Source organism: Acinetobacter bereziniae LMG 1003 = CIP 70.12, assembly GCF_000368925.1.
Lineage (GTDB): Bacteria > Pseudomonadota > Gammaproteobacteria > Pseudomonadales > Moraxellaceae > Acinetobacter > Acinetobacter bereziniae.
Genome location: NZ_KB849756.1, coordinates 934,571 through 947,884, shown reverse-complemented (window position 1 = coordinate 947,884; position 13,314 = coordinate 934,571). Strand labels below are relative to the sequence as shown.

14 protein-coding genes are annotated in these 13,314 nt (G+C 38.7%); 9 read left to right on the top strand and 5 right to left on the bottom strand.

What is annotated here, in order from left to right:
• Positions 1-7: 7 nt before the first annotated feature.
• From cysW to F938_RS14370, 4 genes are all read right to left on the bottom strand, one after another.
• Positions 8-904 (bottom strand): sulfate ABC transporter permease subunit CysW, encoded by an 897-nt coding sequence (gene cysW / locus F938_RS14385; RefSeq protein WP_004829318.1) that lies wholly within the window; start codon positions 902-904, stop codon positions 8-10.
• Positions 901-1,734 carry a sulfate ABC transporter permease subunit CysT gene (gene cysT, locus F938_RS14380; RefSeq protein WP_004829315.1) on the bottom strand — a complete coding sequence of 278 codons (834 nt, stop codon included), beginning with the start codon at positions 1,732-1,734 and terminating at the stop codon, positions 901-903. Before cysT ends, cysW begins: the two co-directional genes overlap by 4 nt.
• Before the next feature lie 81 nt (positions 1,735-1,815).
• On the bottom strand, positions 1,816-2,421 hold the full coding sequence (locus tag F938_RS14375) for an RBBP9/YdeN family alpha/beta hydrolase (RefSeq protein WP_005032813.1): 606 nt from the start codon (positions 2,419-2,421) through the stop codon (positions 1,816-1,818).
• Between the two features lie 41 nt (positions 2,422-2,462).
• Complete coding sequence (locus F938_RS14370) at positions 2,463-3,473, bottom strand: sulfate ABC transporter substrate-binding protein (protein WP_010591277.1); 1,011 nt, start codon at positions 3,471-3,473, stop codon at positions 2,463-2,465.
• 163 nt (positions 3,474-3,636) lie between these two features.
• Here F938_RS14370 and pabC point away from each other — a divergent pair, with 163 nt between their 5' ends.
• The 8 genes from pabC to F938_RS14330 all read left to right on the top strand — a co-directional run bounded on the left by pabC (position 3,637) and on the right by F938_RS14330 (position 9,950).
• Positions 3,637-4,458 carry an aminodeoxychorismate lyase gene (gene pabC, locus F938_RS14365; RefSeq protein WP_005032810.1) on the top strand — a complete coding sequence of 274 codons (822 nt, stop codon included), beginning with the start codon at positions 3,637-3,639 and terminating at the stop codon, positions 4,456-4,458.
• Positions 4,451-5,518, top strand: coding sequence for an endolytic transglycosylase MltG (mltG, locus tag F938_RS14360; protein ID WP_005032809.1), 1,068 nt, complete (start codon positions 4,451-4,453; stop codon positions 5,516-5,518). Before pabC ends, mltG begins: the two co-directional genes overlap by 8 nt.
• A 2-nt stretch (positions 5,519-5,520) precedes the next feature.
• Positions 5,521-6,120 carry a dTMP kinase gene (gene tmk / locus F938_RS14355; protein WP_004829305.1) on the top strand — a complete coding sequence of 200 codons (600 nt, stop codon included), beginning with the start codon at positions 5,521-5,523 and terminating at the stop codon, positions 6,118-6,120.
• An 83-nt stretch (positions 6,121-6,203) separates the two neighbouring features.
• The gene (locus F938_RS14350; protein WP_010591279.1) at positions 6,204-6,620 is read left to right on the top strand and encodes a PaaI family thioesterase; all 417 of its coding nucleotides are present in this window, start codon (positions 6,204-6,206) and stop codon (positions 6,618-6,620) included.
• 174 nt (positions 6,621-6,794) lie between these two features.
• Positions 6,795-7,784, top strand: a complete 990-nt coding sequence (locus F938_RS14345; RefSeq protein WP_005032807.1) for a hypothetical protein — start codon at positions 6,795-6,797, stop codon at positions 7,782-7,784.
• Positions 7,785-7,788: 4 nt separating this feature from the next.
• Positions 7,789-8,664 carry an arginase family protein gene (locus F938_RS14340; protein WP_005032806.1) on the top strand — a complete coding sequence of 292 codons (876 nt, stop codon included), beginning with the start codon at positions 7,789-7,791 and terminating at the stop codon, positions 8,662-8,664.
• A 114-nt stretch (positions 8,665-8,778) separates the two neighbouring features.
• Positions 8,779-9,174 (top strand): hypothetical protein, encoded by a 396-nt coding sequence (locus tag F938_RS14335; RefSeq protein WP_005032804.1) that lies wholly within the window; start codon positions 8,779-8,781, stop codon positions 9,172-9,174.
• Positions 9,174-9,950, top strand: a complete 777-nt coding sequence (locus tag F938_RS14330; RefSeq protein ID WP_005032802.1) for a helix-turn-helix domain-containing protein — start codon at positions 9,174-9,176, stop codon at positions 9,948-9,950. Before F938_RS14335 ends, F938_RS14330 begins: the two co-directional genes overlap by 1 nt.
• 82 nt (positions 9,951-10,032) lie before the next feature.
• On the opposite strand, the gene nadB is transcribed toward F938_RS14330, so the two are convergent.
• Positions 10,033-11,676, bottom strand: a complete 1,644-nt coding sequence (nadB, locus tag F938_RS14325) for an L-aspartate oxidase (RefSeq protein WP_005032799.1) — start codon at positions 11,674-11,676, stop codon at positions 10,033-10,035.
• Between the two features lie 225 nt (positions 11,677-11,901).
• Between nadB and F938_RS14320 the strand changes: the two genes are divergently transcribed.
• The gene (locus F938_RS14320; RefSeq protein WP_004829291.1) at positions 11,902-13,302 is read left to right on the top strand and encodes a Do family serine endopeptidase; all 1,401 of its coding nucleotides are present in this window, start codon (positions 11,902-11,904) and stop codon (positions 13,300-13,302) included.
• Positions 13,303-13,314 lie beyond the last annotated feature (12 nt).

Here is a 13,314-nt window from a genome sequence, read left to right as displayed (position 1 = left end):
CAATTCCTTAAGAAACAGTAGATTCTTTACTTTCACGGTCTTGTTTTTCTTGGCGATATTCAACCCATGTTTTTAAAATAAGGGTAATAATTGCCAAAAATGCTAACAAGGTCGAAACCGCAAAAGCAGCACTAATCGAATTTGGTTCGTTATATAAAATTTCAATATGTAAGGGTAAAGTATTGGTTTCACCACGGATATGCCCAGATACGACCGACACTGCACCAAACTCACCCATTGCACGCGCATTACACAAAATTACGCCGTAGATCAGACCCCATTTAATGTTGGGAATGGTGATTTTCCAAAAGGTTTGCCAACCTGATGCGCCGAGTACAATAGCCGCTTCTTCTTCCTCTGTACCTTGAGCTTCCATGAGTGGAATTAATTCACGGGCAACAAATGGAACGGTAATAAATACGGTGGCAATGATGATTGCAGGTGTGGCATATAGAATTTTAATGTCATGTTCAATTAACCATGACCCAATCCAACCTTGCGAACCAAAGATCAGAACCAGCATCAAACCTGCAATCACTGGTGATACAGAAAACGGTGTATCAATGATCGTGGTGAGTATAGACTTGCCACGGAAATTAAATTTAGCGACACACCATGCGGCAGTAACACCAAAAATGACATTAAGTGGAACTGCAATTGCTGCTGTGAGTAAGGTGAGTTTTACGGCTGACAAGGTGTATGGATCGATCAATGATGCGAAATAAACCTGAATTCCTTGCTTAAATGCCTCAACAAAAATCAGCACCAATGGGAGCACTAAACAGCCCAAAAAGAAGAGTAACCCGATGATGAGTAAGGTATATCGGACCCATGTTGGTTCACGGGTTGCATCACGAGACTGTAGTTTTTCAGCCAAAGCATTGCTGTTGGTATTTAAGCTCATCGTGCAGTTCTCCCTGTGCGGCGACTTGCCCATGCCTGAACCAAGTTAATCAGGAACAAGATAAAGAAAGAAATAATCAGCATTACAACTGCAATGGTGGTTGCTCCAGCATAATCATATTCTTCTAAACGAGTAATAATCATTAACGGTGCAATTTCAGTTTCGTAAGGAATGTTCCCTGCAATAAAAATAACTGAACCATATTCACCAACGCCCCGTGCAAATGCTAAAGCAAAACCGGTTAACAATGCTGGGAAGAGAATAGGTAAAATGATTTTAGTCACGATTTGAAAACGATTAGCACCGAGTGCAGAAGCGGCTTCTTCCAGTTCTGTTTCAAGGTCGCTCAATACAGGTTGCACTGTGCGTACAACGAAAGGGATTCCGATAAAAATCAGGGCTAAGGTAATACCCAGAGATGTATAGGCGATTTTAATCCCTAATGGTTCAAGCAATTGTCCAATCCAACCTGTTGACGCATATAGAGAGGTCAGAGCAATACCTGCAACAGCGGTAGGTAAAGCAAAAGGTAAGTCGACCAGAGCATCGACTATACGTTTGCCTGGAAATGAATAACGCACTAAGCACCACGCCAATAAAAAACCAAAAATCACATTGATCAAGGCTGCAATGAGAGCGGTGGTAAAACTGAGCTGTAATGATTTTAAAATACGTTCAGAGCTCAAGATTTCCCATAAACCATCCCAACCTACGCCTAATGATTTTATGAATACGGCAGAAAGTGGTATCAGTACGATTAAAGATAGATACGCTAGGGTGAAGCCTAGTGAAAGACCAAAACCTGGCAGCACTCGGGATCGCTGCGACATGATGACTCCTCAAAAGAGAGAAAGCTTATTGAAATCAATAAGCAAATTTAAAACGATTTTTGCAAGCTTAAAAGGCAATGATTAAATTGCAAATTTAAAAAACAACTTGGTATCATCAGTATTACTCATAAAGATTTTTTGTTGCTCTATGATTAAGTGATCATAAATTTCTGGAAAATGTCCAAAACCTGAAGCAACATTGATATGACCGACTTGACCTAAATTTCTTGGCTTGATTTTCCAAGCACGCGCCAATTTTTGAGCATCTTCAAAGTCTAACCAAGGGTCATTTTCAGAAATAATCATTTCAGCTGGAACAGCAATATTTAAGGTTTGAAAATAATTTTCATAATTGCCAATACTGTTTCGAGCAAAACCAGCTTCACCAAAACGTGCAGGATTGGCTGGTGCAACTAAAATAACTTTTCTCACTTTAGTGGTAATTTCAGGATGTTGTGCCAAAGCTGCAACAGTCGTCAAGCAACCAAAACTATGTGCAACAATTTGAACAGGCTGAGGCGCATTCAATACAGTTCTGACAAATTCAGCAACCCAGTCTTTTAATATAGGTAAGTTCCAATCCTGTTGCTTTACACGAGAGCATGACATGAGTTCACGTTGTAATTTAGACTGCCAGTGATCGTAATCGCTTCCACCAACGCCCGGAACAATAATGGTATGAATCATGTCGGTGCTCCTGTTTTTTAGTTTAAGTTGATTGAGATCAGTTATTTACTGCTCGCATTGGCTTTAACAATTTGATCAAATACACCATTGTTGTCAAAGTGTTGTTTTTGAACTTTTGTCCAACCGCCAAACTCTTTATCAATTGTCACCAATTTCAATGGCTTGAATGTGGTTGCATATTTTTGCAATGTCGCAGCATTACGAGGACGATAGAAGTTTTTAGCTGCAATTTCCTGACCCGCAGGTGAATACAGATAGTTCAAATAAGCTTTCGCTAGATTTAAATTACCGTCTTTTTGAGCATTCTTTTCTACGATCGCCACTGGTGGTTCTGCCAAGATCGATAATGATGGGGTGATGATCTCAAATTTACCTGGCTGCTCACGGGTAGACAGATAAGCTTCGTTTTCCCAAGCCAATAACACATCACCGATGCCACGTTCGGCAAATGTGGTTGTTGCACCGCGCGCACCTGAGTCAAGCACTTTGGTTTGTTTATAAATTTGACGAACAAAATCTTGCGCTTTTGCATCTGAACCATATTTATGCTTTGCCCAAGCCCACGCTGCTAAATAGTTCCAACGTGCACCACCCGACGTTTTCGGGTTTGGCGTAACGATTTCTACGCCCGGCTTAACCAAATCACCCCAGTCTTTGATTCCTTTTGGATTACCTTTACGCACCAAGAATACGATAGTAGATGTATATGGTGTTGAGTTCTGAGGAAATTTCTTTTGCCAGTCTTTTGGCAATAAATTGGTACTTTGTGCAATCGCATCAATATCTGCTGCTAAAGCAAGGGTAACCACATCAGCCTGTAAACCATCAATCACTGATCGTGCTTGTTTACCTGAACCACCATGAGATTGTTTAAACTGAATGTCTTGCCCTGTTTTAGACTTCCAGAATGTCGCGAATTGTTTGTTGAAGTTATCGTACAATTCTCGTGTTGGATCATAAGATACGTTTAAAAAATCTTTTGCTGCCACGCTGAAAGATGTGGTTGAAATCAGTGCTGCTGCTACAGCAAATTTAAGTTTAGAGAACTGCATTTTTTGCCCCATTTATTTCTGAAGTTCGGTAAGATGGTGTAAGCATAATGCGAGTCTTTATTCATAAAAAAATAATAAAAAACGAATTTTATATGAATAAAAGAGAAATAGATGTTGTGTATGTTTCAAAATGTAATTGGGTAAAGCCATAGGAAATTGTGTAATGATCTGTTTTAAAAATGCTCAACAAATTGATTCTATTCCACTTTTGGATCGAGCATTTCATTATGGTGATGGTTGCTTTACTACAGCCAGATTTCATCAAGGAAATTTTGAACTGGAGTCTTTGCATCGTGCACGAATAAAATTGGCGGCTGAACGGCTTTACTTAAAATTTGATTTTGAGCTTTTGGATCAAAGCTTGGCGTTACTCAAGCAACAATTTAGTATTTTAAACGGGACGCTCAAACTTGTTTTGAGTCGAGGTGAGGGGGATCGTGGTTATGCGATGCCTGATCATGATGCTGATTTTTATTTGATGTTTTACCCAAAAGCGACCAGTCATTTTCAACCTGAATTTATTCAAAGTGGTGTTTTAAATCAGGCGATTGGTTTATTAATGCCCAATTTAGTGGGTTTGAAAACATTGAATCGTTTAGAACAGGTCATGCTAAAAAAAGAAGCACAACAAAATGGCTGGATAGAAGCACTGGTGACCGATGTACAAGGTTCAATTGTCGAAGGGATCAGCAGTAATTGCTTTTTTCAAATAAACAATACATGGATTACCCCTGAACTTCGCTATAATGGTGTGCATGGGGTGATGCGTGCTGAAATATTGTCACGAATGCAACATGATGGTGTTTCCTGTGAACAACGTTTTATTGATATGGATGAAATTAAGTATATTCAGAGTTTATTTTTCTGTAATGCATTAAGTCCAATGAAAGCGGTGACAACATTGAATCATCTGAATTTAGACACTCAACCTTGTGTTGAGTTATTTAACACTTTAAATTTAAGTCAGTTTAATTCTCATGCCTAAAGCGAAATCTAAGCCCAAATCTAAAAAGAATACTCAAGCCAAAGCAGGCACTAACATCTATAAAGGCATTGCAATTTTTGTGGTGGTTTTTTTAGTCATCATTGGCATTATTTTAAAAATGAGTCTTTTTAAAAGCTACCCAGTTTCTGGAGCGAAACAAAAGCTTTCCATTACAAATGGAGAAACCTATACAGGTTTTATTGATGATTTAGCCAAAGAAGATAAAGTCAACTTTCCAATTATTTTAAAGTTGTATCGTAAGATTTTCATTCACGATACCATGAAAGCTGGAGTCTATGAAGTCAGCAAAGGCATGAGTGTACGCCAAGTTTTAGAAATGGTGTCAAATATTGAAAATGCTCAAATGAGTCGACTTTTGGTCATTGAAGGTACAACGGTAAAGCAACTGATTCAATCTTTAAATAAAGATCCATTGATTGAAAAATCAGTCATTCAGCTTCCTCGTGCCGAGATGCTAAAAGTATTGGGTATTCCTTATCAGCATCCAGAAGGATTGTTTGCACCAGACACGTATTTTTTTGATAAAGGGGCTACCGATAAGCAGATTTTGACAGATTTGTATCAGCGTCAAATGAAAATCTTAGATGATGCTTGGGAAAAACGCGCACCAAACTTACCTTATAAAACAAAATATGAAGCCTTGATTATGGCATCGATCATAGAGAAAGAAACCAGTGTTGACAGTGAGCTTAGGCAAGTTTCTGGTGTATTTTGTCGCCGTTTGAAATTGGGAATGCGTTTACAAACGGATCCAACCGTAATTTATGGTATGGGGGATAAATATACAGGTAAGATTTCAAAACAAGATTTGCGAACGCCAACCGCCTATAATACCTACACGATAAATGGTTTACCGCCTACGCCGATTGCGCTACCAAGTAAAAAAGCGATTGAAGCGACAATGCATCCAGATGATTCTGAAAATATTTATTTTGTTGCAACAGGAAATGGTGGTCATAAATTTAGCTCAAATTTAAATGACCATAATCGTGCGGTACAACAATATATTGAAGTTATGCGATCTAAAGTTAAGGAATGAGTATGTTTATAAGTTTTGAAGGAACTGAAGGGGTAGGAAAAACCACACTCATCCAAAAATTGTATGAACATTTTCAACAGCAAGGTAAACAAGTTGTTTTAACGCGTGAACCTGGTGGCACACCTTTAGCTGAGCAAATCCGTTCATTGTTGCTGTCTGTAAATCATGAAGAGCAAATGAGCCATGATACTGAGTTATTGTTGATGTATGCAGCACGCGCGCAACATTTGGCAGCTGTGATATTACCTGCATTGGCACAAGGCAAAATTGTATTATGCGACCGTTTTGTCGATTCAAGTTTTGCCTATCAATGCGCTGGTCGTGGTTTAAGTCGGGAAAAGTTACAACTGTTAAATCAAAATTTTGTTTCTAAAATGCCAGATATTACTTTTTGGTTGGATGCACCGATTGAACTTGGGATGAATCGTGCACGAGCCCGTGGCGCTTTAGATCGTTTTGAACAAGAAAAAGTGGTGTTCTTTGAGTCTGTACGTAGTGGCTTTTCTGAAATTCATTTACGTGATGCGCAAAGAATGAAACGTTTAGATGCTACTCAAACACCAGAGCAAGTCTTTGCAGAAGCTTTGCGCTACCTAAAATAACTGTAATTGATTCATTTATTCTGATGTTTTCAATCTTAAAAGTCTTTATATTGTTTTAGGTCAAGGATATAAAGACGTGAATGATGAAAAGTACAAAAACTGAAATCGTTGAATTTTTACAGCAATTTTTTTCACCAAGCTTAGCGCGTTGTGAAATCGAAGAAGTGACTGAAAAAGGTGCTTCTTTGGTTTGGCATGTCAGTGATCAAGACATTCGCCCAGGTGGAACAGTATCAGGTCCAACCATGATGGCATTGGCTGATTTTGCCTTATATGTGGCGATTTTAGGAGAAATCGGATTAATTGGCTTGGCTGTAACGACCAATATGAATATCAATTTTCTGCGTAAGCCTACTGGCGGTGTAGATATTCGTGGTGTTTGTAAATTAATGAAGGTCGGTAAAGCTCTAGTTGTCGGTGAGGTATGGATTTACTCTTTAGATTCAGATGATCCTGTTGCTCATGTCACTGGAACATATTCAATTCCTCCACAAAAATAAGCAACGTGTATAAAAAGCACAAATACTTCATTTATTAGGTGAAATATATCATTTAATCTAGCTGGAATTCGCTTTGAGATGCTATATTGAGTTATCTCGGGGATAATGCTAATTTATTCATAATAAATAGTTTATTTTTAAAAATTAAATCATTTTATAAACGGAATAGAGAATATGTCATCAGATCATGAAGTCGTTCGTTTGTTTAAGGAACATGTTTTTCCCTTATCAAATAAATTGACAGAGATGTTAAATGAACACTATTCGCATCAGACGGAACGCCGAGGTTGTGGATACACACAAGCAACACGAGTCTTGGCTGAGTATATTAATTTTCCTCGTGACAACGTTGAAGCGACAGATTTAAAAATATTTCAAGACTATGACTTTAAAAGATTAAAGAAAATTATTGATCAAAAAAATATCTATGGTTTTGATATTGAGGATTGGCATAATCTAGATCAAAACCGCTCAATTGAAAACTTTCTCGCTGACCCGCAGCAACAAAAAAATGATGATTTTAGAGTCCTTGTTGAGCAAGAGGTTACAACCCAAGCAAGTTTAAGAAAATTATCTCAGCAGGCTGAACTTGAAGAAAGCCAAATCATTTGTTGTATGCTGGAAGATGTGATTTTACCGAAAACAGCCGAGAAAACAGGTTATGTTGAAATCCAAACATTAGCGGGAAAACCTAAAGTAGGTTCTTGTCCAATGGCTGAAAATTTTTTCCTGAAAATCGCGCACCGTTCAATGCTGAGACAAGGTTCAATCAATATTTTTATCGATGAACAAAACCGCCCATTATTGATTGAAAAAATGAATATGGGGGATGATCATTCCTGTATCAACTTACAACCTTTAATCATGAATGGTATTCGCATTCCAGTTGGTTCTTTATTTTCGGTAGAATATGATATTGAACAAATTGACAATAAAGTGCCTAATCAAGAATTCAAAGGTTATATCATTCCATATAAAGAAATTCAGGGTTTTTGGTTTTTACGATTGACCACTTTAGCGATCTCACCTGAGAATCGAAAAAGAGCATTCACCACCCATTTTGAACAACAAGTGAATAATGGATTATTTAGTCCTGATACAACCTTAATTAAACAGCTGAATGACGTTGCATTGTCACAATTGAGAGTCGCTAGTCTCGGATAACTTTATGTTAAATGTTTGTTTTTCATCGCGCTATTTTGCTCAAACACATACCAATAGCATGGAAAAACTTGTTGCAGTTGCTGAGCAATTACAACAATTCAATCATTATAAATTTCACGAACCCCAACCTATCGATCCAGAAATTTTAAAAGCCTTGCATTCCCCAAGATATGTTGAGGCATTTTTAACAGGACAACCGACTAAACTTGCAACTTTTGCTGGTTTTAAACCATGGAATGAACAATTACGTGATGCTGTTTTGTCCATCAATGGTGGGCAAATACTGGCGACAGAGCTGGCTTTTCAACATGGTATTGCAGCCAATATTGCACAAGGTTTTCATCACGCCAATTATGACTATGGCGGTTCATATTGTACCTTCAATGGCTTGGCACTGATTGCGCAGCATTTTGCGAATAAACGAATCTTTATTTTGGATTGTGATCAGCATGGTGGCGATGGAACTGCCGAATTTACCCGAAGATTAGAAAATTTATATAATTTTAGCATTTATGGTTTGGCATTTGGCTATCCAACTTATGAACGTGCCGAAAGTCGCCATGTACATACGAAGCATGGAAGTTTTGCGCAGTATACCATGGCGATACATGAGGCTTTTCAAAGAGCCAATGAGTGGAAGGCTGATATAATTATTTATCAAGCAGGCATGGATTGCCATCAAGCAGATCCTTACGGTTCAGCGTGGTTGAGTACAGAATTAATTCAAAAACGCGATGAAATCGTATTTAATCTTGCAAAGCGGGAGGGGATTCCACTGATGTTTGTGCTAGCAGGTGGATATCAGAAGCTTGAGGATTTGGTCAATTTACATGCTCAAACTTTTCATACAGCACATCAGATTTATTATAAAAAACCATAAAGATAAAATTCATAAAAATTTGGCTGGATTACCCTATTTTTTGGCTCAATTGGGTAATGTGTATTCATGTGGGCACAATAAAATGATAATTATTCTTATTTGAGGAGCCATGCCATGTTTATCCAAAATTTAGAAAATTTTCCAATCATCCCTGTGAGCTTCCGACCCACTGATGCCGTTTCAGTTAGTGAAACCATTGCCATATATGAATCATTACTTAGCCGAAAAGAAACATTTATCTTTCTCAGTGAAGGCGCATTTCCTGCACAAAAGGCGGATCACGAGGCACGTAAACAGGTTGCTGCTTGGGTAAAGTCAAAACGTGAGATTTTGGCACAATACGTTAAAGCATTTATCCATATTGAGCCAGATGCAGATATTCGCTTGGAAACTCAAAAGTTTGCCAATAATTTTATTAAGTTCTCAGGTTATCCGATGTTTATTGTCGATAATCATCAACAAGCGAATAAAATAATTGATGCTGTGCTCAGGAGAAAAATGGGCGAATAATGATGCAAAATGAAACCTTCCATTCACGATTGGATCAGCATAATTTGCCCTTATTTGTATTAAAAATCGATCGGCAAGTTCCAGACTGGGAACTTGCTTCTCACCAACATGAGCGAAGTCAGTTATTGGCAACTACAAGCGGATTGATTACGGTTGAAACACCATCAGGAATTTGGGTAGTTCCAGCACAGCATGCCTTATGGATTCCATCAAATACCTTACACAAAGTCAGTAGTTACGGTATTTCAACAGGTTATGTAGCATTTGTTAATACTGTGTTGCAGCATTTTTCAGCACACACATGTACCATGTTACAAATGACCCATTTAATGAATGCAATGTTAGAACGGGTTGAAACATTTTCTGAAACATCATTTGTAGAAAACAATCGACGTTTAATGGACTGTTTGCTAGATGAAATACAGTCTACTGCTCACCCAATATTTTATTTACCGATGCCAAAAGATTCGCGTATGTTACAGATCGCGCATGATTTATTAAAACAACCAGATCAAAATCTAAATTTGGCTGAATGGGCGAGTCGTTGCTGTATGAGCGAACGCAGTTTGACACGGATTTTTCATCACAATACTGGAATGAGTATTAATCAATGGCGGCGAAAATTACATGTGGTCTTGGCACTGCAATGGTTGACTGATGGGGATTCAGTCCATCAAGTTGCAATGAAATTGGGCTATGACAGTGATAGTTCTTTTATCGTCATGTTTAAGAAAATTATGCATCTATCGCCAAAAAGTTATATGCGACAATCATGAGAAATAATCAATAAAACCCAAGTGCGTTATTATGCAAAAAATGAATAATAGCCAGAATCATCTGGCTATTTAATTGTTCTCTTTAAACTTCAGCATTCACTAAAGGGGTTTCGACCGTAAAGTTAGGGGGGGTCAAAACGGTTTTTCTTAACTCGCTAGAAAGCTCTGGATAGTCCAGTGTGTAATGTAGACCTCGTGACTCTTTACGTTGCATCGCACAGCGCACGATCATTTCTGAAACCATGACCAGATTCCGTAATTCAATCAAGTTCTTACTGACATGGTAGTCTTGATAATACTCAGTAATCTCTTTTTTAAGCATTTCAATACGGTGTAAGGCACGTTGCAAACGTTTCGTGGTACGAACAATACCAACATAGTTCCACATGGTTTGGCGCAGTTCATCCCAGTTTTGTAAGATGACCACATCCTCATCTGGATTTGTTGACTGAGATGCATCCCATTCAGGAACATTCGGGCTTTCAAATTGGTGGTCAAATTTGGCTTCAATATCTTTTGCCGCACTCATGCCATATACGAAGCACTCCAGCAGAGAATTACTTGCCATACGGTTTGCACCATGTAAACCTGTATAGGATGTCTCGCCAATCGCATATAAACCTGCAATGTCTGTTTGGCTGTTTTCATCCACAACGACACCACCACAGGTATAGTGTGCAGCTGGTACGACTGGAATCATATCCTGGGTAATATCAATTCCCAACTCTAAGAGACGAGCATACAGGGTAGGGAAGTGCTCTTTGACAAATTCTTTAGGTTTATGGCTAATGTCCAACCAGACATGCCGAATACCTAGACGTTTGATTTCATAGTCAATTGCACGGGCGACAATATCTCGTGGAGCAAGTTCAGCACGTTCGTCAAAGCGTAACATGAAACGTTCGCCATCAGGGAGACGTAAATACGCACCTTCGCCTCGCATCGCTTCAGTGATTAAGAAAGAGCGTGCTTGAGGGTGATATAAACAGGTTGGGTGAAATTGATTAAATTCCATATTTGCAACACGACAACCTGCTCGATATGCCATGGCAATTCCATCACCAGTCGCAATATCAGGGTTCGAGGTGTACAAATAAGCTTTCATGGCGCCCCCACAAGCAAGTGCGGTAAATGGGGCTAAAAACGTATGTACTTTTTCATTACTTTCATCTAAAGCATAAAGACCCACTGCTCGGTTCTGTTGTTGTTTGTGCCCCAGCTTATGTGTAGTGATTAAATCAATCGCAATGTAGTTTTCAAAAATTTCGATATTTTTCTTTTCACAGGCTCTTTCAACTAAGGTGGTTGAAATCGCTTTCCCAGTGGCATCAGCTGAATGAATGATACGCCTTTGAGAATGTCCACCTTCACGGGTCAAGTGTAGTTGCTCATCTTCATCTAAGGTAAACTGAACACCGTGGTTTAACAGGAAATCGACTGAAGGTCGTCCACCTTCAACAGTATGCTTCACTGCATCAAGCTCACATAAATGCGCGCCTGCAATCATAGTGTCATCAATATGCTGTTGAATAGAATCAGTTTCATCAAGCACAGCAGCAACACCACCTTGAGCATAATAAGTGCTTGCATCTGTCAATGTAGATTTTGCTAAAACAGCAATATTGAAATGTTCAGGTAAGGATAAGGCTAAACTTAAGCCTGCACCGCCACTACCCACAATAATCACATCGAATTGATGAGTTGTGTTTAAATTAGGCATGTCCATCAGCTAATTTGAAAAATGTTTGCTAATAACACTCTTTTTTTTAACAAATTACAATAGTTAGATGCGTCAGATTTTAGTATAAATAGGCTATTCTCAGTCTCTTAATATGATTTTAAGTAAAGTATTGTTTTATAAAAAAATGTAAACATATTATTACGCAAAGACATCAAATAATATGTTACAAATATTTTTTAAGCACAATCATCAGATGTAGGTTCGTGATAAATGAGTAATGGTCTAATGCAAAAAGGAATGTATGCAGCAGTATTCACTGTCGCTGCGGCTACATCACAAGTACAAGCTTCAACACCTGTCGATTTCTCTAATTTGGTTGAACAGGTGAGTCCGGCAGTTGTTAGTGTAAACGTTGTGAAAAAACTGTCTCAGGAAGAATTGCTACAGCAGCAAGTGCCTGAAATTCTGAAACGTTTCTTTGGTAATCAGATCATTATTCCGCAACAGCGAGCGCCACAAGAAAAAACAGCTTATGGCAGTGCATTCTTTATCAGTAAAGATGGTTATCTACTCACCAACCATCACGTGGTTGAAGATGCTTCTAAAGTGACCATCATGCTCAATGACCGTCGCGAAATCGATGCTAAAGTGGTGGGGAGTGATGAACGTACAGATGTGGCTTTGCTTAAAGTTGAAGGAAATAATTTCCCATCATTGTCGGTAGGCAATGTCGATCAACTTAAAGTGGGGCAGCCTGTACTTGCGATTGGTTCACCATTTGGTTTTGACTATTCTGCATCAGCAGGTATTGTCAGTGCGAAATCGCGAAATATGATGGGCGAAACTTCTGTTCCATTTATTCAAACTGATGTTGCCTTAAACCCTGGTAACTCAGGTGGTCCATTGTTTAACCAACAAGGTCAAGTGGTTGGAGTAAATTCACGTATCTTTAGTGGTACGGGTGGATATATGGGCTTGTCATTCTCTATTCCGATAGATGTCGCGATGGATGTCGTGGACCAACTGAAGAAGAATGGTAAGGTGACACGTTCATATCTTGGTGTAATGTTACAAGATATCGATCGAAATCTTGCGGAAGCGTATAAGTTGGATAAGCCAGAAGGCTCATTGATTACTCAAGTGGCTCCAAATTCTCCAGCAGAAAAAGCGGGCTTTAAATCAGGTGATGTGATCCTAAAATATAATGGTTCACCAATTTCACGTACTTCAGAATTATTGAATTATTTGAATCGTACTCAACCAAATCAATCCGTGAAACTTGAAGTATTGCGTGACGATAAGCCGAGAGTGATTACGGCAACATTAACAGTTGCTCCTGATGATACTCCAGCAAAAGTTGATAATACGACAACGTCAGCTAAGCCTCACAAAGGTCCTGTCATTGGTGTTGCGATTCGTGCTTTGACTGAGCAAGAAAAGAATCGTTTAAATGTGAAAGGTGGTGTGTTAATTCAAGATGTAACACGAGGCGGTTTGGCTGCTCAATCTCGAATCTTGCCAGGTGATGTGATTACGCAAGTGAATAATAAGAAAATCAACACACCGAATGATTTCGTGGATGCTGTAGCAGAGTTGCAGAAAAATACCGTTGCACGTGTGGCAATTGTGCGTGAAGGGCAACATGCGATGATTGGATTACGTATTCAATAAATCGAATTGATG